This window comes from Clostridium swellfunianum (assembly GCF_023656515.1).
GTDB classification, from domain to species: domain Bacteria; phylum Bacillota; class Clostridia; order Clostridiales; family Clostridiaceae; genus Clostridium_AT; species Clostridium_AT swellfunianum.
The window spans coordinates 2,329,944-2,354,708 of record NZ_JAMOFV010000006.1 but is presented as its reverse complement, the minus strand read 5'-3'; the positions used below and the strand labels follow the sequence as shown (position 1 = coordinate 2,354,708).

General features: G+C 34.0%; 24 protein-coding genes and 1 pseudogene. 22 read left to right on the top strand and 3 right to left on the bottom strand.

The window, feature by feature from the left end:
- Nucleotides 1–6: 6 nt before the first annotated feature.
- The 11 genes and pseudogenes from NBE98_RS11130 to NBE98_RS11080 all read left to right on the top strand — a co-directional run bounded on the left by NBE98_RS11130 (nt 7) and on the right by NBE98_RS11080 (nt 13,485).
- The gene (locus NBE98_RS11130) at nt 7–906 is read left to right on the top strand and encodes a sensor histidine kinase (RefSeq protein ID WP_250815020.1); all 900 of its coding nucleotides are present in this window, start codon (nt 7–9) and stop codon (nt 904–906) included.
- Between the two features lie 24 nt (nt 907–930).
- Complete coding sequence (locus NBE98_RS11125; RefSeq protein WP_250815019.1) at nt 931–2,379, top strand: serine hydrolase domain-containing protein; 1,449 nt, start codon at nt 931–933, stop codon at nt 2,377–2,379.
- A gap of 371 nt (nt 2,380–2,750) precedes the next feature.
- Nucleotides 2,751–3,365 (top strand): GNAT family N-acetyltransferase, encoded by a 615-nt coding sequence (locus tag NBE98_RS11120; RefSeq protein WP_250815018.1) that lies wholly within the window; start codon nt 2,751–2,753, stop codon nt 3,363–3,365.
- 76 nt (nt 3,366–3,441) lie between these two features.
- Nucleotides 3,442–3,886, top strand: a pseudogene (locus NBE98_RS11115) (hypothetical protein); the annotation flags it as partial.
- Nucleotides 3,886–4,851, top strand: a complete 966-nt coding sequence (locus NBE98_RS11110; protein ID WP_250815016.1) for a DUF2087 domain-containing protein — start codon at nt 3,886–3,888, stop codon at nt 4,849–4,851. The pseudogene NBE98_RS11115 and the gene NBE98_RS11110, both read left to right, overlap by 1 nt.
- A 108-nt stretch (nt 4,852–4,959) precedes the next feature.
- Nucleotides 4,960–5,484, top strand: coding sequence for a VanZ family protein (locus NBE98_RS11105; RefSeq protein ID WP_250817553.1), 525 nt, complete (start codon nt 4,960–4,962; stop codon nt 5,482–5,484).
- Between the two features lie 325 nt (nt 5,485–5,809).
- Nucleotides 5,810–7,093 (top strand): glycoside hydrolase family 1 protein, encoded by a 1,284-nt coding sequence (locus NBE98_RS11100; protein WP_250815015.1) that lies wholly within the window; start codon nt 5,810–5,812, stop codon nt 7,091–7,093.
- Between the two features lie 57 nt (nt 7,094–7,150).
- Nucleotides 7,151–9,487: an alpha-galactosidase gene (locus NBE98_RS11095; RefSeq protein WP_250815013.1), complete on the top strand. Its 2,337-nt coding sequence runs from the start codon at nt 7,151–7,153 to the stop codon at nt 9,485–9,487.
- Nucleotides 9,488–9,535: 48 nt separating this feature from the next.
- Nucleotides 9,536–10,900 carry a glycoside-pentoside-hexuronide (GPH):cation symporter gene (locus NBE98_RS11090; protein WP_250815011.1) on the top strand — a complete coding sequence of 455 codons (1,365 nt, stop codon included), beginning with the start codon at nt 9,536–9,538 and terminating at the stop codon, nt 10,898–10,900.
- 97 nt (nt 10,901–10,997) lie between these two features.
- Nucleotides 10,998–12,785: an alpha-glucosidase gene (locus NBE98_RS11085; RefSeq protein WP_250815010.1), complete on the top strand. Its 1,788-nt coding sequence runs from the start codon at nt 10,998–11,000 to the stop codon at nt 12,783–12,785.
- A gap of 139 nt (nt 12,786–12,924) precedes the next feature.
- Nucleotides 12,925–13,485 carry a GNAT family N-acetyltransferase gene (locus NBE98_RS11080; RefSeq protein WP_250815009.1) on the top strand — a complete coding sequence of 187 codons (561 nt, stop codon included), beginning with the start codon at nt 12,925–12,927 and terminating at the stop codon, nt 13,483–13,485.
- 283 nt (nt 13,486–13,768) lie between these two features.
- On the opposite strand, the gene NBE98_RS11075 is transcribed toward NBE98_RS11080, so the two are convergent.
- Nucleotides 13,769–13,939 carry a hypothetical protein gene (locus tag NBE98_RS11075; protein ID WP_250815007.1) on the bottom strand — a complete coding sequence of 57 codons (171 nt, stop codon included), beginning with the start codon at nt 13,937–13,939 and terminating at the stop codon, nt 13,769–13,771.
- A gap of 427 nt (nt 13,940–14,366) precedes the next feature.
- Between NBE98_RS11075 and NBE98_RS11070 the strand changes: the two genes are divergently transcribed.
- The 11 genes from NBE98_RS11070 to NBE98_RS11020 all read left to right on the top strand — a co-directional run bounded on the left by NBE98_RS11070 (nt 14,367) and on the right by NBE98_RS11020 (nt 22,964).
- Nucleotides 14,367–14,513 (top strand): hypothetical protein, encoded by a 147-nt coding sequence (locus tag NBE98_RS11070; RefSeq protein WP_250815006.1) that lies wholly within the window; start codon nt 14,367–14,369, stop codon nt 14,511–14,513.
- Between the two features lie 84 nt (nt 14,514–14,597).
- Entirely contained in the window at nt 14,598–14,816 is a 219-nt protein-coding gene (locus NBE98_RS11065; RefSeq protein WP_250815005.1) for a PF20097 family protein, read from the top strand.
- 59 nt (nt 14,817–14,875) lie between these two features.
- A complete protein-coding gene (locus NBE98_RS11060) occupies nt 14,876–15,253 on the top strand; it encodes a VOC family protein (protein ID WP_250815004.1) in 378 nt (125 codons plus the stop codon).
- 71 nt (nt 15,254–15,324) lie between these two features.
- A complete protein-coding gene (locus tag NBE98_RS11055; RefSeq protein ID WP_250815002.1) occupies nt 15,325–15,819 on the top strand; it encodes a hypothetical protein in 495 nt (164 codons plus the stop codon).
- Nucleotides 15,820–17,181: 1,362 nt separating this feature from the next.
- Nucleotides 17,182–18,153, top strand: coding sequence for a DUF2971 domain-containing protein (locus NBE98_RS11050; protein WP_250815001.1), 972 nt, complete (start codon nt 17,182–17,184; stop codon nt 18,151–18,153).
- A 63-nt stretch (nt 18,154–18,216) separates the two neighbouring features.
- Entirely contained in the window at nt 18,217–18,546 is a 330-nt protein-coding gene (locus NBE98_RS11045) for a cupin domain-containing protein (protein WP_250814999.1), read from the top strand.
- A gap of 260 nt (nt 18,547–18,806) precedes the next feature.
- A complete protein-coding gene (locus NBE98_RS11040; protein WP_250814997.1) occupies nt 18,807–19,628 on the top strand; it encodes a class I SAM-dependent methyltransferase in 822 nt (273 codons plus the stop codon).
- A 186-nt stretch (nt 19,629–19,814) separates the two neighbouring features.
- Nucleotides 19,815–20,579: an alpha/beta fold hydrolase gene (locus NBE98_RS11035; RefSeq protein ID WP_250814995.1), complete on the top strand. Its 765-nt coding sequence runs from the start codon at nt 19,815–19,817 to the stop codon at nt 20,577–20,579.
- A gap of 149 nt (nt 20,580–20,728) precedes the next feature.
- Complete coding sequence (locus tag NBE98_RS11030; protein ID WP_250814994.1) at nt 20,729–21,313, top strand: GrpB family protein; 585 nt, start codon at nt 20,729–20,731, stop codon at nt 21,311–21,313.
- A 140-nt stretch (nt 21,314–21,453) separates the two neighbouring features.
- On the top strand, nt 21,454–21,984 hold the full coding sequence (locus NBE98_RS11025) for a DUF2812 domain-containing protein (protein WP_250814993.1): 531 nt from the start codon (nt 21,454–21,456) through the stop codon (nt 21,982–21,984).
- Nucleotides 21,985–22,082: 98 nt separating this feature from the next.
- Nucleotides 22,083–22,964 (top strand): carbon-nitrogen hydrolase family protein, encoded by an 882-nt coding sequence (locus tag NBE98_RS11020; RefSeq protein WP_250814992.1) that lies wholly within the window; start codon nt 22,083–22,085, stop codon nt 22,962–22,964.
- A gap of 576 nt (nt 22,965–23,540) precedes the next feature.
- Here the strand turns inward: NBE98_RS11020 and NBE98_RS11015 are convergent.
- A complete protein-coding gene (locus NBE98_RS11015; protein ID WP_250814991.1) occupies nt 23,541–24,212 on the bottom strand; it encodes a DUF1048 domain-containing protein in 672 nt (223 codons plus the stop codon).
- Between the two features lie 39 nt (nt 24,213–24,251).
- Nucleotides 24,252–24,578, bottom strand: a complete 327-nt coding sequence (locus NBE98_RS11010) for a PadR family transcriptional regulator (protein WP_250814990.1) — start codon at nt 24,576–24,578, stop codon at nt 24,252–24,254.
- Nucleotides 24,579–24,765 lie beyond the last annotated feature (187 nt).

The window sequence follows — 24,765 nt, the reverse complement described above, 5'->3', positions numbered from 1 at the left end:
GATTTTATGCTTTGGTTAATTATTATAGTACTTATATTAGTTATAGGCATATTATGCGCCTATATTTTTCTTTATAAAAGACAGATTAGAAGTATTGCCAAAAGACTTCAGTTTATTAGGGATAATGATACAAATATGAAAATAAACCTCCAAGTTAAGATGAAGGAAATCAATGAACTGGCAATTCAATTAAATCATATAATAGACTATTATAAAATCGAGAAAATAGCTATTTCAAAGGCTCAACATGAATTTAAAGAGGAGATAACAAACATATCTCACGATTTGAGGACTCCACTTACATCTATTGCTGGATATGTACAGATGCTGGAGTCAGAGAAGACTCCTAAAGAGAAGAAGAGTGAGTATTACAATATAATAAGAAGACGTATTGAAACATTAGTTAAAATGCTGGATGAGTTTTTTGAATTTACTAGAATTGAATCTGATGAATACCCGTTGCAGCTTGAGAAAATAAATGCAGGCAATGTGCTTGCTGATGTAATTTCTCTATTCTATTATGATTTCATATTAAAAGGCGAAGAGCCAAACATCCAGATACCTTCAACTCCAATTTATATACATGCAGATAAAGATGCATTGACAAGGATTTTCCAAAATTTGATAAAGAACTATCTAAATCATGGAGCAGGAAATATATCTATTTCAATAAAAGAAGAAGAAAATCATGTATGTACTATTTTTAAAAATTATGCACCTAATATAGATAGTAAAGAGGCTGAAAGCTTGTTTAAGCGCTTTTACACTGCTGATAAATCAAGGACTAAGAAAACTACAGGCTTAGGCCTCTCAATTGTAAAAAACTTGGTTGCCAAAATGAACGGTAAAGTTGAAGCATATGTTGAGGATTCATTTCTAATTATTAATGTAACTTTCAACTTATAATTATAACGGACAGGAGATTTTTAAATGAGAAAAAGGTTATATATTATCTTAATGATAATAACATTTTTAATTCCATTAGCTTTTTATCCTTTATCAGTTAATGCTGATACTACTATTAAAAGAGAAGCTGTTGATGAGTTTGTCACGAACTATATAAAGCGTAACGGATTACCTGGTGCTTCAATTGTAATCGTAAAAGAGGGTAAGATAGTATACGAAAAAGGATATGGGCATGATTCTGAAGGTAAACCCTTAACAGAAAAGTCATTAATGAGAATAGGTTCCGTTTCCAAATCCTTCACTGCGTTTTCAGTCTTGCAATTGGTTGATGAAGGGAAAATTAACTTAGACGATTCTGTTGTTAAGTATTTGCCAGAACTTACAATGAACGATAGTAGATTACAAAAAGTTACTATAAGGCATTTGTTAAGTCATACCTCAGGGATTCCAAGCCCCACCATTGTGCCGCCAGCTAATACCATAAAAGCAGGTGTTGAGCGTCTACAAGACTGGCAACTTAAGTGGCAGCCTGGAGATAAATATTCGTATAGTAATCCTAATTATTGGATACTTGCTCGATTGGTAGAAGTAGTAAGCGGTATGGAATTTCCAAAGTATCTTAAGCAAAAGATATTTTCCCCATTAGGAATGGATGATACGCTATCAGCTATAAACTCAGGTGATCCTGTAAAAGGATTATCTCAAGGATACATAACAGCATATGGTACTGCACTTCCTTGGTCAGAGCTTGAACAAATGTTTGCGGGTTCAGGAGGAATAATTTCAACAGCAGATGACATGGGAAAATGGCTTTCCATGCACACTAATGAGGGAAAAAATGTGAATGGAGAAAGTTTACTATCAAAGCCAATCTTAGAAGAATCCTATTCTCCTCAACCTGGAAGTCCTAAATATGGTCTTGGATGGTCTTTAAGTTCTCAAAATGTTAAGCCAGCACGTATTTCTCATAGTGGGGCATTATCTACTATCCAAGCACAACAAGATATTGTACCTTCTAGTGGATATGCTGTAGCTGTGTTGCTTAATAGCTTTACAACTACCTTAGAACACTCATATGAAATTAGTTCAGGGATTATCCAATTGACTGAAGGGCAAATGCCCGCTGCTAAAGCTTCTACACCTAAGATAATAGACTTATCACTTGGTTTCATTACAATAGTATACTTGATATTAGGTGTCAAAGGTATTATGCGGAGTAGGGAGTGGTCCGATAGACATAAACAACATCCTGCTTGGAGATATTATCTTCGTCTAATGCCGCAAGTAATTCCGACCTTGTTTGTAGGATGGTTGTTTTTTATCGTTCCAAGCCTACAAAATAACAGTTCTACAATCAAAGATGCTTTTGGAATTTGGCCAGCTGCAATGATATTTTTGGCTGTAGTTTTCCTAATTGGAGTTGTAGTTACAGTTATGAGAATATACTATAGAGGAGAATTAAATAGAAATTAAAATGTGTTTTATGTTCCCTCAAACTAAATGGTTTGGGGGAACTTTTATTTGGGGGACTCCTCCATAGTGAATATTAAGATAAATTTTCCCACTGTATCTTCGTAAGTAGTTTTACTCAAGGTATTATACTTTATCAGAACTCATTCTCATAGAAGAATTGATTTGATAAAAGCATTTATTAATTTTACAATGAGTATATACCCATTCGAAAAGGGATGGGATTTATGCTGGGAACAAGAGAACAATTTGAGGAAATGTGCTAGGTTACTAGAGACAAAATTCAATCGGCGGTGATGAAAATCATATTAAAAGATAGTTTTACTATGTCATCAATATCTGTTATGAATGTTTTTTAAGGAAGGAGAATAACTATGACAAATAAAGGTTATGAGTTTACAGTAATTCGAGCAGATAAAATGGATTTAGATGTTAGACTGCAAATGTCCAAAGTATTTGCAGATGGATTTACTCAATGGCTAGTTTTCTTTTCAAAGGATAAAAATAAAATAGCAAGATCCTTTTCTCATATGTTTGTTTTAGACCAATTTTATGTTGCAGTTACGGACAATAAGATAGCAGGAATGGTTGCATGTACAGACTGTAAGACACTATCAGTAAGATTAAATATAAAGGAACTGAGAAAGCACTTAGGCTTTTTCAAGGGCAGCATTGCGGCAATTGTATTAAAAAAAGAATTTGAAAACACGATTGAAAATCCTTCTCCCGTAACAGGATCTATAGAATTTGTCGGGACAGCTTCTGAATTTAGAGAGAAAGGTGTGGCATCACAAATTATAAGTTATATTATTGAAAATACAGCCTACCGAGAGTATTTAATTAAAGAGGTTGCTGATACGAATACAGCAGCTATTAACTTATATAAAAAGTTAGGATTTGTAGAATATAATCGGACACCTGTTCCTCAAATGAGAGCCAAAAAAATTGGGATAAATAATTTCTTAGCACTAAAATATACTATAGAATGAATTATCTTTGTAAGTTATAAAACAAAAAATTAAGAAGTAATACCTATTGAGGTAGATTTTGAAGGAAAACAAAAGACTATTTGGCAGCATTAAAAAGCAAATCATATTAATAACGGTATTTATTTTTATGATGGGAGTTAGTTTGACCATTTCAGGACTACTTCCTCCAAGTGGATTTATCATATTCGTAGTCTGCTGTGCAATTATGGGGCTTTAAATTCTATTTTATAGCTGCGTTCAAACGGCTCTTATTCAAGAAAAAGTTAAGCCTAAATATTTGGGAGGTGTGTTTTCTATGACAGGGAAGCATCATAACTTTATCTATGCCGCTTGGTTTAATCCTCTCTGGATTGCTTATTGATAGAGTGGGCGTAAACCATGGGTTTCTAATATCTGGTCCTTTTGAATTTGATGAAAAATCAACTCTTATCGATAATGGAGTCTTAAATAAATATTGCGGTTTGACAAAAATAGTAACAAATGTTATTATGTCTATGAATTTAATAGACAGGAGAAAGTAATGGATGAGTTTATTCGCAATGCAACTATAGAAGATTTTAAAAGAGGGTATGTTTGGGATAGTAAAAAAGCAGAATTTAATTGTTTAATATGTAGAGAATACATTGGTGAAAATGATGATAGTGCAAAGAGGCATTCTACATACCATGGAACACCTATTCAAAGGATGCTTATGCTAGATAAGAAATATACTGGATTGACTGAAATTCAAAAAGAGTTTTTAGAAATGGTATCAAATAAATATAACGACAAGGAAATTGCAATGAAGCTCGCATGTGCAGAATCGACAGTAAGAAATATGAGATTTGCATTGAGGGAAAGGGCAAGACAAGCAAGAGCATTTTTAGCGGTTATGGAATTAGCTGAGGATAAGATGACTAATATAGCAAACCCTAAGCTTCGTGTTTTCCCTGTTAAAGAAGAGAAAAGAAAAGCATTATTGCCAAGATTTGCTGATTTATTTGAGCCAGCTAGAGACTATACAGAAGCTGAAGTAAAGAAAATAATTAAAACTATTTATGAAGATGACGCAATAATACGACGATACCTGGTAGATTACGGATACTTGAGTAGAACTAATGATGGAAGAAAGTACTACAAGAATTGTGAGGAAAGTATTATGAGTAATATAAACAAAAAGGAACTTATTAATAAGTATAAACAGCAAGAAGTAGAGATGGGTATAATTCAAATATTTAATACAGTTAATGGATATTCTTTCGTAGATATATCCACAAATTTATATAAGCCATTTGAATCGATAAAGTTTCAATTAAATTTGGGTAGAGGTAAGTCTAAGAAATTACAAGAGGATTGGACTACTTTCGGAGAAAGTGCATTTGAGTTTAAAGTTGTAGAAAAACTCAAACCTAAGGAAGGTTCCACAGATAAAGAAAAGGTTGATGATTTAAAAGAACTTTTAAATATATGGATAGAGAATCAAGGAGAAAACCTAAGGCTATATTAATAAAACCCTAAGATTTTCATAAGAAAATTATTATGATATAAATTTTTGTTTGGCAGTATTATAATAATGAGTAGGAATAGCAGGGATGAAATGAAGAATGGAGTAATTATGAATAAAAGAGCGAGAATTAAAACAGTCTTTTTATATGGTGTTTTCATTTGTTATATACTTTTGCTAATTAAAATATTGTTGTTATCAAGAACTTCCCATTCGGAGCTTACATCAATCAATCTCATTCCTTTTTATAGCATAAAGGAATATATATTTAGCAACTCTGCCACTATTAAAAAATTCGCCTATGGTAATGTGATAGGCAATATAGTTATCTTTATTCCTCTTGGTACATATTTGTCATTATTAAAAAATGATAAAAGAGTGATAACCAATCTGGTGGTTATATTTATAGTGAGTTTATTTGTTGAAATCATTCAGGGTGTTTTAGGCATTGGAGCATCAGACATTGATGATATAATTCTAAATTGTTTGGGTGGATTGATTGGTATCTTAGGGTATAAATTTTTATTATTTATATTACGAGATGAGAAAAAAGTACATACTGCAATCACAATACTATCTGCTATGGGATTACCTCTTATATTATTTTATTTATTCATGATGAGAATGAAATTCTGAGTATGTTTATTGCGTAAGAATATGAATTAATAGCACCACACGCCCCCCTTATTTTAGGGGGGCTAACTTTTGCGCAGAAATAGTGATATTTGTTTATGCAGGTAGATGAAAAAGAGCTCTTTTAGATCTGGTAATATAATTAATACGGAGATATGACTTTATGTTATACTGCACTATATCTTAAAACCAGAATAAATATAAAAAAAGATACTTAGATATAAATTCCATATGGATGATTATATGCTATAATTTAACATATAATAGATTGCTATAAAGAAGGAGGCATTTATTTAGATTGCATTTTAGCATAGAAAGGGAGGGGCACATGGAAATTAAGTTTAAAAATCAATTAGCCTTAGGGGTTGCCTCGGCAGCAACTCAGATTGAAGGGGGCGAGTGTGGACATAACTGGAATGACTGGTATGCAAAAGGAAAGATTAAAGATCATTCCAACCCTGCCAGAGCAACGGAGCATTATAAGCTGTGGAAAGAAGATGCAAATCTTATGGCAGAGATGAAGATTAAGCATTATAGGCTGGGAATTGAGTGGGCGAGAATTTGTCCAAATGAGGGACAAGTTGATGAGGCGGTAATTGCACATTACAAAGAGGAACTGCAATATTTAAAGGAGAAAGGAATTAAGGTTCTGCTTACCATACATCATTTCACCAATCCCATGTGGTTTGAGCGAAAAGGAGCATTTACAAAGAAAGAGAACCTAAAGTATTTTCTGGATTTTGTGGAGCTTGTTGTAAACGTATTCGGAGAATTTGTTGCTGAGTATATAACAATTAACGAACCTAATGTATATGCAACCAATTCATATTACTTTGGGGAATGGCCGCCTGGAGAAAAATCGCTTTCACAGGCAGTTGCAGTAATGTCTAATATGGCCATTTGCCATATCAAAGCCTACCAGATGATACATAGCATGCGTAAGGCGATGGGATATGATGATACGAAGGTTAGCTTTGCAAATCACCTTCGTGTCTTCGATCCGCAAAATCCTAAGAATCCCTGGCATTGTATTTGTGCCAAGCTATCAGATTGGTTTTTCCAAGGGGCTATTACCGAAGCCATATCCACAGGCAATTTTAAATGGCCCTTAAAAGGAGCAAAGGATATTACAAAAGGCGAATACCTTGATTTCATTGCAATTAATTACTATACCAGGAGTACCGTATCAGGCTTTGGTGATGGGGTCAAGCAGGATGCACCAAAGAATGATTTAGGATGGGAAATTTATCCGGAAGGGCTTGTTTGTTGTTCTAATAAAGTATATCAGCTTTTAAATCGCCCCATTTATATCACGGAGAATGGTACCTGTGATAATAAGGATGCATTTAGAACTAAATATATCTATGAACATTTAAAAGTCATAAGCGAATCGACACTACCTATAACCCGATACTATCACTGGTGTTATTGCGATAACTTTGAATGGATTGAAGGTGAAAGTGCACGCTTTGGGTTAGTACATGTCAACTACGAGACACAAGAAAGAACCATCAAAACTTCCGGTAAGTTTTATACTAGGATAATTGAAGAAAAAGGCATATCTGAACAACTATACAAGGAATATGTAGAACCTCAAAAATACCACTATTAATAGCCATAAACAAATAGAAACAGTATTAAAAAAAGATAGACTAAAGGAGAATAAGCTTTGATTACAGCTGGTAAAACAAGCTTCAGATTAGATACAGAGCATACAACCTATCTTATTCGCAAAACTAAGTACGGACATTTGGAACATGTTTATTACGGAAACTTATTAGATAAAGAAGACGATGTGGAGGCTTTAGCGCAAAAACGGTCCATTATGGTTGGCAGCAGTGTTCTTTACAGCAAGGATGATGATGTATATAGTCTGGATAGCATGTGCTTAGAATGGTCGGACAATGGGAGGGGTGATTATCGGCACAGTCCAACGGAATTTAAAATGCCAGATAACAGCTTTGTTACGGATTTTGTCTATGAAAATCATGAAGTAGTAGAGGGCTCTGTTCCCATGGAGAACTTGCCCACAGCCTATGGGGGAGATAAAACTCTAAAAATAACATTAAAGGATAAGGCATATCCGATTTTTATTGACCTTTATTATACAGTCTTTGAAAAAACCAATGTGATTAGCAGAAGAGCGGTTGTAAGGAACGAAGGAAATGCTCCTATTACAATGAAGCGTATTATGAGCATTTCTATGGATATGCCGGATGAATGCTTTCAGATGTACACCTTGGATGGAGGCTGGATTAAAGAAGCCAACCTGCATAAGCGGCCGGCTTCCTATGGAATTACCATGAATTCTTCCACAACGGGAGCAAGCAGTAACCGTCACAATCCCGCGTTTTTACTTGCAGAAGCTGATGCTAATGAGGACTATGGAAGCGTATACGCCTTCAATATGATTTATAGCGGTAACCATTATAGTATTGTAGAAAAAAATGAACGGGATTATGTTCGTGTATGTATGGGAATTAACCCTCATCTTTTTGAATGGGTATTATCTCCCGGAGAGAAGTTTGAAACACCGGAATGCGTCATGAGCTACAGCAGTCAGGGGTTCAATGGAACAAGTCATCATATGCACGATTTAATTAATGAACATATTATAAGAGGTGACTACAAGAAAAAGGAAAGACCGATTCTGCTTAATAATTGGGAGGCACACTTTTTTGCTTTTAATGAAGGAAAATTATTGCGGCTTGCCAAGGATGCGAAAAAACTAGGGATAGAATTGTTTGTACTAGATGACGGATGGTTTGGCGAGAGAAATAATGATAAAGCCGGGCTTGGAGATTATAAAGTAAACCCTAAGAAATTACCGGAGGGGATGAAGGCCTTTGCAGATAAGATAAGAAACCTTGGGTTAGATTTTGGCCTATGGTTTGAACCTGAGATGGTTAATGAGAATAGCGATCTTTATAGTAGCCACCCGGAATATGCCATTAAGTTGCAAAACCGTTCTTCGGTTTTTGGAAGAAATCAGCTGGTGCTTGACCTTTGCCAGAAAGAAGTCCGGGATTATATTGTTAAGCAAGTTAGCAGCATTTTAGATGAGGCAGAAATTTCTTATGTGAAATGGGATATGAACCGCCATATTGCAGAAGCATTTTCGAAAGCCTTGCAAAACCAAGGTGAGTTCTATCATCGCTACATTCTTGGTCTCTATGAGGTGTTAAAGAGGATATTTGAGCCGCGGCCCCATATTTTGCTGGAGAGCTGTTCCAGTGGAGGCAATCGGTTCGATTTAGGAATGCTTTGCTTTAGCCCGCAGATTTGGACTTCTGACGATACGGATCCCATTGAGCGGATAAAAATTCAGACAGGCTTATCCTATTTTTATCCGCAGTCCACCTTGGGGGCTCATGTTTCAGAGGCTCCTCATCAGCAAACCTTACGTGAGACACCACTTGCCACCCGTTTCCATGCAGCTTGCTTTGGGTGTCTTGGATATGAGCTTGACTTAAAGTATCTGACACCGGAGCAAAGAAAAGACATTGCAGAGCAAATTGCATTTTATAAGCAGTACCGAAAGATTTTTCAGTATGGAAGCTTTTATAGAATAAAATCCTATAAACCTAATAAAGTTATATGGGAAACGGTAAGCGAAGATAAAGAAACCGCACTCACTGGCTTTTTTCAGATCTTAGCCACCGCGGCAGAAAGCAGCGACAAGCTAAAAGTGATTGGACTTAAAAAGGGAAGGTATACCATTAGAACAAGACCGCAAAAGCTTTATGTTGAGCGTTTTGGAGGGCTAATTAAGCATGTTGCTCCTGTGGAGTTAAATCCCGATGGTGTAATTATGAGGGTAGCCAATCGCCATTATAGTCTGAAGGATTGTGTGGAGACCTATACCTGTTCTTCAGAGGCACTTGCAGCAGGAATACCATTATGTGAGCAGTTTATCGGTACAGGCTATCACGACAAGGTACGAATGCTCGGAGATTTTGGGTCAAATATGTATATTACAGAAAAGGAAAATATACAACAAAAGTAGTATTTTTGCTTTATATTCAGCAAGCTTGCAAAGAAAAGGGGGATAAATATGATAGTAAAAACAAAAAGGAATTATAATCGTTATATGTTTGGTCTTGGTACTATCGGCAGAGATATGCTTTATACAATTGTAAGCATGTATCTTCTATTTTTCTTGACGGATATTTTGGATTTGCCGGATTCCACTATGTGGTGGATGACGGGAGCAATGACAATACTTCGCGTATTCGATGCAGTAAATGATCCAATCATGGGATTTTTGGTAGATAATACTCGCTCACGCTTTGGCAAGTTTAAGCCATGGATTGTGATAGGAGGCATTGTTGGAGGTTTTCTCACAGTTTTATTATTCTTTGATTTTGGCTTGAGTGGAACATCATATGTAACAATGTTTGTTGTTATTTACCTTCTCTGGGACTTTACCTATGGAGCCAATGATATAGCTTATTGGTCAATGCTTCCTTCCTTGACTCTTGACCAAAAGGAACGTGAGAAAACTGGTTCCTTTGCTAGAATATGTGCAAATATAGGACTATTTACAACGGTAGTGGGTATATTGCCTTTTACCAACGCCTTGGGTGGAGATAAAAGGGCTTGGCAGATTACAGCAATTGTGATTGTATTGGTTACCTGGGCATTTCTTATGTTTACGGTATTTGGAGTGAAAGAAGATAAAAATATTAATGTTAAGCAGGAGTCCACTTCCTTAAAGGAAATGTTTAGTGTTCTGTTCCACAATGATCAGCTATTATTTACAGCCATATCAATGGCCTTATTTATGATTGGTTATTCTACTACCACCAGTTTTGGAGTCTATTTCTTTAAATATGCTTTTAAAGATGAAGGAATGTATTCGGTGTTCGCTGCGATTCTTGGGATATCACAGCTGGCAGCCTTATCCGTATTTCCTCTATTCTCAAAGAAATTCAGCAGGAAAACCTTATATGCCTTTGCAACTATATTGGTAGTAGCAGGGTATGTAATATTCTTTCTTTCGCCAATGAGTATGTTGTTTATCGGCGCTGCTGGCATCCTTCTTTTTACAGGGCAGGCTTTCATTCAGCTCTTAATGCTGATGTTTTTGACGGATACGGTAGAGTACGGACAATGGAAGCTTGGACGCCGCAACGAAAGCATCACTTTCTCTGTACAGCCCTTTATCAATAAAATAGGTGGAGCAATTGCTAATGGGATTGTTGGCGTGACCTTAATAGTGTCTGGTATTAATGCTGCAAAAACACCCAATGATGTTACAGATTCAGGGCTTCTTATTATGAAGCTGGCAATGCTGATTTTACCTCTCATTTTTATTGTAATTGGTTATATTATCTATTATAAAAAGTTCAGGATTGATAAACAGATGTATGACAGCATAATATCTCAATTGGCTGCCCGTGGTGATATAAATGCATAACAGGAGTGATGCTTCTATGCTAACAAAAAACAATCGTATCAAAGATGTGTATAAGAGCCCAATTGGAAGGGACATTATTAATAGGGTGCTCTTGCAAATGAATATAAGCAAAAGGGCTATTACTAATCCTATCGTAGGTAATCTGAAGCTAAAGGCTTTGCCAAAGCTTCTAAAAAGCCAGCTGGATGAAGGTTTTGTAGATACTTTTCTTACTCTTTTAAACACCGAACAGGAAACAGCAAAGGTCGATGAGGAACCAATTCAAAAAGCTTGGTGGAAGGAAGCGGTATTTTATCAGATTTATCCTAGAAGCTTTAAAGACAGCAATGGAGATGGCATTGGCGATCTGCAGGGCATAATAAGCAAATTGGACTACATAAAAGAGCTGGGTATTGATGCTATCTGGCTTTCACCTATATATGATTCTCCCAATGATGATAATGGGTACGACATAAGAGATTATCATAAAATAATGGCTGAGTTTGGTACAATGGAAGACTTCGATAAGCTACTAACTGAGGTTCATAACCGGCATATGAGACTTATTATGGATTTGGTGGTTAACCATACCTCAGATGAACATGAATGGTATCAGAAGGCTATAAATGAACCGGATTCAAAGTATGGAGACTATTATATTTTTAAAGACAAACCAAACAACTGGACCTCATTTTTTAGCGGCAGTGCTTGGAACTATGTAGAAGAACGCAAGCAATATGCTCTGCATTTATTTTCAAAGAAGCAGATGGATTTAAACTGGGAAAATGAAACACTTCGTCATGAGCTTCATGCTATGGTAAAATGGTGGCTGGAAAAGGGTGTAGATGGATTCCGTTTAGATGTCATTAATTATATATCTAAGCGCATTGGTTTGCCGGATGGTAATGAAAGTATTGGCAAGCTTATGGGCTATCATGGAGTAGAGCATTATTTCTACGGACCTCGCCTCCATGAATATCTGCATGAAATGAAAGAAAAGGTGTTTAGCCCATACAAGGCTTTTTCCGTTGGAGAAACTCCTGGAACAGGAATGGAGATGAGCAAGCTATTAACTGCTGATTATCGAAAGGAACTGGACATGGTATTTTCCTTTGATCATCTGGAAACTCCGGGACATACACGTTTTGATGACTATCAATATGACCTTAATTATTTAAAAAGCTATATGATTAATTGGATGGAGAATTACGGGAATCATTGTCAGCCCTCACTATTCTATGAAAACCATGATAATCCACGCATGATTTCTAAGATAAATCCAGATATGCAGAATCGAAAGGTCCTGGGCAAGCTTTTGGCAGTAATCCAGCTTACCTTGCGAGGTACCCCATTTATTTATCAGGGTCAGGAGCTTGGAATGATAAATCAGAATTTCAAATCCATTGAAGAGTTTCGTGATGTGGAGTCGTTGAATCTTTATGAGGAGCTGTGTAAAACAATGAATAAGGAAGAGGCCTTTGCTAAAATATTAGCCGGGTCAAGAGACCATGCCAGAACACCTATGCAGTGGAACAATCAGCAATATGCAGGCTTTTCTACTGGGGAGCCCTGGATTATAATGGATGAGGATTATAAAAATTGCAATGCAGAGGCGCAGATTCAAGATGAGAACTCCATCCTTAGTTTTTATCAGAAATTGATTGCGTTCCGAAAAGAGCATAAGGTTATCTATTATGGAGATGTAGTATTTACAAATAAAAAAGAAAAAGATATATTCACCTATTATCGTAAGGATGAAAAAGAAACTCTGTATATTGAAATAAATTTAAGTTCATCCAGTAAGAAACGAACAAAGTCTCCTGAAGGGATTCCTTTGTTATCCAATTATGCAGAAGTATCATCATTCCTACGGCCATATGAGGCAAGTATATGGAAAATTAAATAGTGATAAGCCCCAAAGCAGGAAGTTTAAAGCTTTAGGGCTTCTTTATTATTAAAGCATTGAAAGTCCAGAGATTATATACAACTCTTACCAGGTTTGCTATAATGGTATAAAATTCTAATTAGGAGATGCAGGAGGAGCTATGAGTGCAAATTTTTATCACAATAATTCAAAACAAGTACACTTAAAGAACGGTAGTAATCTTGTAATAAGAAGACCTGTAGCAGAGGATGCGGAAAAAATGGTTGAATACCTTAATATTGTGGGCGGAGAGAGTGATAATCTGCTGTTTGGCAAGGGCGAATTTAGGCTTTCAGTTGAGAAGGAAGCAGAGTACATTAAAAGTATAAGCAGTGATAACAATATTCTTATGCTTTTAGGAATTATAGATAACAACATAGTAAGCGTGGCTCAGATAACCAGCAGCAACAGAAAAAGAATAGCCCATAATGCTGAGATTTCTATTTCAGTAAAAAAGGAATATTGGGGAACTGGTATTGGAAGTGCTGTAATGAGCGAGCTTATAGAGTTTGCCAAGGAACATGATATTATAAAAAATATCAGTCTTGGCGTTAAGGCAAGCAACCTTAGTGCCCTAAAGCTTTATGAAAAGTTTGGCTTTATTAAGGTTGGCGCACATAAAAACTTTTTCAATGTAAATGGTGTTTTTGATGATGAAATATTAATGGATTTATATTTATAAAATATTTTGATTACAAAGAAGCTTAATAACTTTAGGCATAATAAAGCAGTGCTTAAAGTTATTAACATATTCTTGTACCATTATAGCAAAAACGGCTGATAGGGTTTATCAGCCGTTTTCGTTTAGTATTGCTATTTAAATTTTGCCCATATTAATCCTACAGGGACATCAGATAGCTAACATAATCTATCAGGTTCATAAGACCAAAGCCAAATGCTAAAGCAAAGTACTCCATACAATCATCTCCTTTAATATCTTTTGGAAAAGATAACTTTAAAGCAAATTATAGAGTATAGCTTGGGAAACTTTGCGGCCTGACATTATTATTATCTGAAACAAAAACCTTCCTACCAAACGCAGGCTTTTTCTTAGGGCCATCTATTTTACCTGCCAAAACATTAGGAGTTAAAAATATTAACATACATATTAATAAAGAGGTTCTCACGTTTTTCATAGCCAGTACCTCCTTATAAAAATATTTTAGTCAAATAAAACAGACAATTATAGTATACGTAAATATTAAGAAAATAGCCAAAGATGTTATTTTTTATATTTATATAAATAATTTTATACCACGTGGGCAAAAGAAGGGAGTTTATGAGCAAATACTATTAAATCAGATAGTTAGCCTTATAAGCTCCTTTGGAGTACAAGCCTTAACTGCACTGCCAAGAGAGCAGTACATAGCCATTTCAAATAAGCTTAAAGCACTTGGGTAAGAAAATATAAGAACATAAGAACAAAACAATATAAGAAGTTAACTTTTTATATTTTTGCTAGGCTTCAAGATAAACTAGCATCTGAATAAGTATATTAGTGTATTATATGCAAGAATATGGTATTATTTAGTTAGAGGCTAATTTAGTAGGGAGGGGGATTATATGCAAGCTTTGGGAGGAGTTCTTGTTTTTAGTGTACCAGTGATTTTAAAAGCAATTTTAGAGGCATTACTATATATTTCACTTATTGTAGTAGCATTCAAAGTTGTTCAAGCACTAAATATATATATCAATAAAAACTCAAGATAGTTTTTGAGCTTTTGCTCTGCTGGGAGTTTAGTTGTGATGAAAATATTGATATTAGTATTCCTAAAATAAATTAATTAAATGGGGATGATGAAATTGGAATGTCCATACTGTAAGGAAAAGCTGAAAGTAGGATTTATTCAAGGGGGAAGATACTCGTTTAAATGGCACAATGCCGATGCGGGGGCAAAAGAAAAATACACTATTTTTGGCGGTGAAGTGCTAAGTTATAACAGATTGGTTAAATGCTTTAGATGCACAAAGTGTCATAAAATAATAATTGATTTATATGACTGTAAACTATAAGTATAAATAAGGGCAGTTTTAAGGTAACTATTGTACTAAGCCAAAGAGAGGATAATGAAATGTTAGGATTAAAGACAGTTGTTTTAGAATGCAAAGATATTCCACAATTACTGGATTTTTATAGCCAGCTGTTAAAATGGCCGGTTGTATACAAGGAAGAGACCTTTGTGCGAATTCAATCGGGAGATACAGGTATGTGTATAGGTTTTCAATATGCCGAGGATTATATTCCACCGGTATGGCCATCCCAGGTTGGAAAGCAACAAATGATGTGTCATTTGGATTTTGGAGTAACAGATAAAAATGAATTGGAAGCAGCGACGAAAAAGGCAGTACAATTAGGGGCGAAAATTGCAGATGAGCAATTTGGTGAGGATGAATGGATAACTTTGATTGATCCAGCGGGACATCCCTTTTGTTTTGTGCTTTGGGACTGATACTAGATAACTGATTTAAATATAACTTTCTAATTATATCTTATGATGAAATATTTTAAGGGGATTAGATTATGGCTAATAAAATAAAGTTGACTCATAATGTGAAAGCAATCGGTATAATTGCATTAATAGGGGTAGTTATTTTGGGGATATTTTCTCTACCAGATATGCAAAGAAATAGAGCTGCGGATAACTATTATAAATCACTAATTAAGCAGGAATTTAGCAAAGCTTTTAATTACGTACTATTATGGGATGGGGTTGTGAGTACTCCATCAAAATATTCAGAAGAAAAAGCAAAGAGTATTTATCTAGAAAAGATGAACAGATTAACAAAAGAAAAGGATTATAAAATCAAGAGTGCCAATACCAAGATTGTCAACCGTGATAGGATGTTCTTTATCGAGGCTGATGTTACAGCAGAAGTAAATGGTCAAACTATCAAATATCACGATTTATTACAATTTAGAAGCAATAATAAACTATTCATAGATTATAGTGATGATGTTTATAGTCATTTAAGAGATGGGAAGTTAGAAGGATGGAGTGAACTTCTAAATAGATAGTAAGGTAAAAGCTAGTGTTTGTCGCAATGCTCTAAAAGCAGGCACAAACCAATTCCAAAACGCCTACGTCAACTATGCATTTTATAATTAGCAAAACAATATAATTATAATGATTAATAAAATTTAATGGGGGATTTTAATGAAAAAACCATCTGGAAAGGTTAAACCAATTTTCGCGGTATTGGGAATAGCGGTTATAACATTTCTAATTATTTGGGGATTAGCAGCTTTAAAGGGTTTACTAATTAACGGCATATAAGCTTGAATATTTTCTTATATATAATGCAACCACAAAAATCAAATAACTGTTTCTAACACCGTATTATTCATCAATGAATTTTACGGTGTTTTTATTTTTGAAGTTTTGGAAAGAGGATGCTCCATGCTTATAAATGACAGACAAATCATAATATCAGCTGCAGGAAGCCGAAAAGCTGCCTTTTGAAGAAGATTTTTTCTGGCTTGCAAGGCCTAAGAAAATTTCCACTACCATTGCTATTGCTAAGACTACAAACAATCTGCATATTATCTTTGAAAATGACCCGCTATTCCAGGCTGGAAAAGTTAGATTTAATAAAAGCTGAGCTTAAGGCTTATATAGACAACTTTAGTTTACTCAGCGAGGCTGTAGTTAATATGGCTAGAGAGTTTGAGGCCTTGGTTGGTTTTTGTTTTAGATTATTAAGTTGTATTTTTTATATACGACTGTAGAAATCATAAAGTAAATATATAGTAAAAGTTACAGTTGGTGTATAATTTAATTAATAAAAAAGATTGCTGAGGAACTGTAATCTATTACTAATTAGATAGGGGGCTAAGATGCATGAGATTTGATAAGAAATTTATTGTGCTTTTATTAATTATTATCTTGTTTGGTTTGGTGTTGTTTCTACCAAGTATTATTAACTCTATTCCTTCATATAAATTAAAGTTTGTAATTACCATTATAATTTCATTACTATTTTTTTTATTTCTCGTATATATAACTTATGATGATGTAAGAGAAAAAAAGTTTACCACAACTACAGGGATAGTGTTAATAGAACTAATAACACTTCTTGTATATATTGTTGTAAGTTATACTTTCTTTAAAAATTTAAATGTAATAGATACCAAAGTTCTATTACGAGAAAATCATATTCGTGTAGCATCATATATATATTTACTTTGTTCATCAATATTATTAAACTTTCTTAAAAGCGAAAGGTTCATTAAAAAAAGATAACAATATGTTCGCGGACATGCCATAGACTATGCTAAAAGCTAGCTAAGGCTATGGCACGCCGCAAACACGAAACGTTATGTGAAATTAGCTAGGTAGTTTGCGCTCATTTAAATTTAATTATACCAGGGGGGTTTTGAATGAACGAATATCGAAATAAGCATATTAAATGCTTTAATCCATCCACAGAAGATAGAAGTTTATATGCTAAACAACGAATATATCACTATACATCTCCACGCGGGCTTTATGCCATTTTAGACAATTCCACTATTAGATTTACTGATTGCCAGTTCTTAAATGATAAATCAGAATATACGCATATCAAAAAACCACTAATTAAAGCTTTTGAAGAAATTAAACATGAATTACACAATGATTTGGAAACAGGTGTAATGGAATTACTCAATAATAATTTTGAACAAGATGATATTAAGATAGAGGGGAAATCTTCTAAACAATCATTACAATTTATAAAAAAGAGGTATTATGTATTTTGCAGTTCAACAGCACAAGATTCATTAGGAATGTGGAATTACTATGTAAAAGGTGGCAATTATCAAGGATATAATATGGGGCTTAGTATAAGTAAGTTACTTGATTGTTTTTCGACCATTAGAAATCCTGAAATTGATGTTTTTTACGGTAAAGTAATTTATAAGGAAAGGGATCAAATTAATCTACTAAAAGATTTACTATTAAAAGCAGACCAAGATCTCGAAGACAAATTGAGAAAAGCTACAAGTTCAGAAGATATTAGTTTAAGTGAACAAGATATAATAGGAGAAGTGTTAGCATTTATAGAAAACTACAGATTGTTTTTTAAGGATGAAGCATTCAGCAATGAGAAAGAATATCGATTTGTAATAAAACTTCCGATTGAATTTACACCTAATACGAGCGATCCAATTTCTATTGGATTCGATGTTAAAAATGGAGTCTTCACACCTTTTTGTGTATTGTCTATTAGTAAAGAAAACACAATTGATTCTATAATGTTATCTCCAATGCTAGAAAGTGAGTTAGCAGAGCAAGGATTAAAAAGATATTTAAACCTTAAAGGTTTTAGTAGTATTACAATTGAACAATCAAAAGTACCAATACGATATTAAGAATCGTTATGAAAAATGTAGAATCAACATTACAGGGGTGGTATTATGTTAGAAAAAGTAAATTTGAGATCAGCAGTAAATTTGGTTGATAAGTTATATGTATATGATAAGATAGGTCAATTAAATGGGCATATTCTTAGTGTTGTCAATGTAGAAAATCGCACATTGGATTTTCATATTCATGAATGTTCAGATGAATTGTTCTATGTAATTGAAGGCAGGTTTCATTTGGAAACCGATGAAGGATTGATTGAAGTAAATGAAGGAGAATTTATTATTGTACCTAAAGGAATTAGACATAGACCTGTAGTGAAGAACTTAACAAGATTCTTGATGATTGAGTTAGAAGGTACACTTAACAAAGAAAATAGTGGAGATTTATATGAGGATTAACTCAGTATTATAAGCATAATTTACTGTAAGCTTGCTGTACAATATTGAATTATTAGGATAAAGATAGGTAGGTAATTGCCACTGCACATAGCAACATGCCCCGTTTGTTGTGGCGATTTAGGGCCATGCCTACGAGGCATCCACAACACACCTGCAAAACTTATAAATGGATTGACAGGTGTCGGCAGCACGAAATGTTAGTCGACATTTAATTAAATAAAGTATTTGAATAATTTAATTTTCTATATGGGGGAAGGATAATGGATTTAACAAAATCACTTCTGGATGAATTTGGTATAAACCCAAACGAAGAAATATTACAATCGTTAAAAGGTATTGATTATCCAAAAGACTATAATCCTATTGAGGATTTTGCTAAAAAGATAATTGAACGAAATAAATTTATTAATAATCTTATTCAAAAAGGATTTTTACAAAATGACATTTCAAATTTTAATGTTTTAGAAATTGGCGGTGGAATATGTAGTACCGCAGCAGCATTTGCAAATAAATGTAATACCGTAATTTCATTTGAATTAGAAAAAATACATTGTTTATATGCTAAAAGGTGCAAAGAATATTTTAATATTCAAAATTTAGCTATATATTTGGGAAGCATCATCGGAATAGAAAGAAATAAGCATTATTCAATAAAGAGTAATTCAGTAGATTTAGTAATTTCTTATCTAGGAATGTTCAGATTTACTATTTTAGATAGTTTAGACACAATACATGAAACATTAAAACCGAATGGAAAATTCATTTGTGTATATCCTAGATTTTGGACAAATTCAACTGAAATAAACAGTATTGATAAAGAACTTTTAAACAGAGCATTATCTAAAAATCAAGACTGGAATGAATTTGAAAACGAGCTGAAAGAGAAGCTTAGTAATTTAAATTTTGCAATAGAACATGAAGGTGTATTTGAAAATCAAGAAATGATACCAATGGGGGGAGATGTGATAATTGGATCAAATATTGCATCTACAAGGGAAGAGTATTTAAATAATCCTATTGAGGAAGTTATTTTTGGAAAAACACTTATAACATGTAATACTTTAATATGTCGTAAATTATAGAATGTATAAAAATGCCGACTAACAACACTTTGCCGGCTTCAATAGCGTTTCACCCAAATGCCCTAGCTAACCTACTGGAAGACACCTCAAAACTAGAGATAATCGTAAACTATCAGCAAATTTGTATCAAGGTTTATAAGGTTTAGAGGACTGTTATCAAAATATAGTTGCCAAAGGAGAAATTTTATGAAAGAGTATTTCCTAAACAAAACTAGTTGTATGCTTCGCTATAATGATTTTCCGGGCGATGAAATGCCGATTATTTTTATCCATGGACTTGGTTGTGCTGGATCGTTTGATTATCCTCAAGTAGCTGCACAAGAAGCTTTGAGAAAACATCGATGCATTTTAATAGATCTCTTAGGTGCAGGATACAGTGACAAGCCTGATAATTTTGGATATACAGTTAAAGAGCACGCAGAATATTTAGTAGAATTTATTGATTCTTTAAAAATTGATTCATTTATCTTATTTGGGCATAGTTTAGGCGGCGCAGTTGCACTTTCTTTGGCTGACATGTGTAAAGGCAAAATTTCTAAGATTATTCTAAGTGAATCAAATTTAGATAAAAGTGTTGAAGGTTCAACAAGTAAGTATATTTCTTATTTTGATTTACAGGACTTCATTAGTAGTGGATTTAATAAGTTGATTCAGGATAGTAAAGCAAGTGGAAATGAGATGTGGGCAGCATCATTATCTCTTTGGTCACCTAAGGCTGCATATTTGATATCAAAATCTGCAGCAATAGGTGAAGAGCCTTCGTGGAGAGAAATATTATATTCACTTCAATGTCCTAAAACATTTATTTTTGGAGAGAGCTCATTGCCAGATCCAGATATGCAGGTGCTCTCTGAGCATGGTATTAAAATTGAGATTGTAGAGAAAGCTGGGCACTCTATGGCTTGGGAGAATCCAAAAGGACTAGCTGAAGCAATTATGAATAGTGAATGAGAACTTTAATTGGTCAGAAGCTGCATGGGGAAAACATTGAACAGCTTGAAGGCGAAATAAAAAATAATAAAGGTTTAGTTACAAAGCAAGTTGAAGTTGTTTCTTAAAATGAGAAACTAATAAATTGTATATTGTGGGGGTAGGTAAATATGGGAAAAGAGTTATCGGAAATGACGTTAGAAGAATTATGGGAGTTATTCCCTATCATTTTAAAAGAACATAATAAAGAATATAAAAATTGGTATGAAATTGAAAAAGAAAATCTTTTAAATTGTATTAATAAGAAGAATATTTTACGCATAAATCATATTGGAAGCAGTGTAGTTGAAGGGTTAATATCTAAGCCAACAGTAGATATTTTATTAGAAATTGCTAACGAAACAGATATTGAACAATTAACCAATACCCTAATTGAGAAGGGTTGGATATTGATGTCTTCCCGAAGAAATCCAACCTTGCAGCTCTCCTTTAATAAAGGCTATACAAAACAAGGGTTTGCGGAAAAAGTATATCATCTGCATGTTCGTTACTACGGTAACTGGAATGAGTTGTATTTTAGAGATTACCTTATAGAGCATAAAGAAGTTGCTGATGAATATGGCAAACTCAAATTAGGCTTGATTGAGAAATATGAACATATTCGAGATGGATATACAGATGCTAAAGCCAATTTTATTTTGAAATATACAGAAAAAGCAAAAGAAGAATACAATAACAAATATAACCCCGTATAACAATATAGTTACGATTTGCTTGGCACATTTCACATCCTAGAATAAAAGCTATCTAAAGCTGTGAATGTGAAGGCAGTGAGTACAGAATGTTATGTGGTTTTTAAAAAAGAGTATATTTATATTTTGAGAGGTGAGAAAGCATGAAAAAGATAACAAAATTGTTTACCAATATAAAAGCCGAGGAGACCTGGCTTGCTCAGCAGAAGGGATGGAAGCTTGTTTATACCAATGGTATTCGCTATACATTTGAGGAGAGCTGTTGCATATATAATTACGAGTATATATATTTTGATAAAAGCAAGAAGGAATTGGACGATATAAGAAAACAAATTGTAGATGATGACATAGAATTTGTATGCAATTCATCATCTTGGGCTCTTTTCAGAAAAGATGCAGCAAAAGGGCAAATTCATGTTTATGCTGATAACTACCTGAAATATAAGATACTAATGAAAAAATACAAGTCAGCCATGGCTTTAGGTGCCTGCTATATGTGTCTAGGTTCTTCACAGGTTGCCTTAGCATCTGCAGTGAATAGTTTCTTCAATTTAGCTTCGCCATTATTTTATTTAAGTAGTTTTATGTTTTTCATGGCTGCTTCTTCTTATAAGAAATATTCATTAGAGTATGATGATGGTTCCTACGCTGAGAGAATGAAGAAAGAAAAGTAGTGGGAAGTACTTCTTCAAACAATACTTTTAATATTTATACTACAAAAGACTAAAGAAGTCCGTCAATATAAATAACAATTTGAAAGGGGAAGTTTACAGTGAAAAATCTGAAAGTAGCTTTATTGCAGCATATGCCTGGAGATACCTTAGAGGAGAACCTACAAAAGGGGTTGGATTATTGCAGAAAATCCAAGGAAATGGGTGCAGAACTAGCATTGTTTCCTGAAATGTGGAGTGTTGGCTATAACATTCCTGAAGATATTGCTGAATTGAAAGCAAGGGCTGTAGCTGCTGATAGTGAGTTTGTTAATTCATTTGGTAAACTTGCAAAAGAACTTAATATGGCCATCGGAATAACCTTTCTTGAAAAGTATGAGCCGCTGCCAAGGAACACGCTCTGTCTGTTTGATCGTTTTGGCAACAGGAGACTTACCTATGCAAAGGTACATACTTGTGATTTTGGTGATGAGTGCCGATTAACCTCAGGCGAAGATTTTCATGTTGCCAATTTAGATACTGAGCAGGGCAATGTAAAAATAGGTGTAATGATTTGCTACGACAGAGAGTTTCCTGAAAGTGCTAGGATTCTTATGATAAAAGGGGCTGAGATTATTTTAGTACCAAACGCTTGCCCTATGGAGATAAACCGCATTTCACAGCTTAGGGCAAGAGCCTATGAAAATATGGTTGGCATTGCCACTGTAAATTATCCAAAAGGCAAGCCTGACTGCAATGGGCATTCTACCGCATTTGATGGTATTGCATACAGGCCTTCTGACTTTGGTTCTAGAGATACGCTTATTCTTGAAGCTGGTGAACGAGAGGGCATTTATATAGCTGATTTTCCTATTGATGAAATCAGAGAGTATAGAAGCTGTGAAGTACATGGCAACGCCTATCGCCATCCACAGAAATACAAACTACTGGTGTCTGAAAATATTGAAGAGCCATTCATCAGAAAGGATTACAGAAAACAGTAAGGGAAAGCAAAAGGTCAAAGTGTAATCTCAATTTATAATTGTTAGAGCTAGAGGGCTTATTCTCTCGCAGCAGAAAAAGTTAACAATTTAACTTTTTAACAATTTAACTTTTTCTGCTGCGAGAACTTTGTTGGCAATTTGCAGCTTACGCTCTATGCAACGGTAAATAATTATAAAGGAGTATAAGGTTATGAAATTTAATTTATCAAAAGTTTTATTTGGTATTGGTACTCTATTGTTGATAATTTTTTTAGTAGGTTTAGTGTATATATACTATGATTATTATGCTAAAACTATTTTTTCGTACTCTTCTGCGGGGTTATCTGTATATATTATAATTCATGCAGTAATATTTTTAGTTCCAAGTATTCTATGCTTTATAATATCCCTACTGTTGCGTTCAAATTCTAAAAATAAAGCTTAATTCTATGTAGGTTGTTCTCTTAAAGCTACTCAAATGTAAATCCCTTTGAAAAGTGTCACCTTGGGCACTAAGCCAAGTCTAGCTAAGTGCCCAAGGTGTCGTAAATTCACTTAGAAATACCATATGTTAATGCCTTGCTTAAATAACAGAAGCTAAAACACTCTCTGTTTATTACATATTAGTTTATAGGTTTCTGAGGTTAATACAAATAAAATACTGAAAATTAGCAGATATCTTAGTGCATATATATTTATTTGAGCATGGAGAAGATCTAATCCATGCTTTTTTCCTATATTATATAATATCCTGCTTGCAACAATATACAAAACAAATAGAAACATAGAAACTGCACCGGGAGAAAGCATTTTATTATTTCTCGGATAAACAATCTCCTTTTTGGACTTTCGAAATATTGGATTGAAGATAAAAAAGAAAAATCCAAAATAAATTATAGTACTTATCGTGAAGCTTGGTGCATTTAAAAATATCATATCAAGTACTATTCCTAGCAGCATATAAAAGATAAGCACCTCAATAAAACTTATGATTCTCAGCATAAAACTTTTTGTGGTACTGTATTCACTTATTATTGAATCGCAAAAGTTCTTATGGTCATTTCCAAGAAATAAATTTATATCTTTATCTTCAATTTGTGCTTGAAGCATCATATCCAGTACTTGCTGCAATACTTCTTCTCTTTCAAAAAACACTAAGGAACTGTTAGATAGGTAATCTTTTATAGCATCATATGCTTCCCGGTTCGCTTCATTTAGTTTAGTTTGCTGTCTTATCCTTATTCTCAATAATCTTAATTCTAATAGCATATTTTATGCCTCCCCAATAAATAAAAATTAATACTTCAATCAGGATTCATCCTTTAGTACATTTTCTATATTTTCCTTGATTTCTCCCCATACGCTGATAAATTCATTTAACTCAGTCCGTCCAGCATTCTCTAAGTAATAATACTTTCTCATAGGTCCTAAAGGTGAAGGTTTCATAACGGAATATATAAGATGTTTTTTCTCAAGCCTTATGAGAATAGGATACACACTCCCTTCTGTAATTTCTCTAAAACCATACTGAATGAGCTTTTCACAAACCTGGTATCCGTAAGTTTCATTCTTATCAATAATTCTTAATATGCACCCTTCTAAGAGTCCTTTCAAAATCTGTGTACTATTTGCCACTTTTATCACCTACTTTGCATTACCAAATAGCTTATATGAAAATAATACCAATGCTACTTTGCATTGTCAAGTAGTGTGTGAAAATAAAATAACAGATTAATAATCTTTTTATATAGAGCTGTGTAAAATATTGGTCTATAATCTATATATAGGTTGTTGATTAAATGCAGCCAAAACACATGGAGCT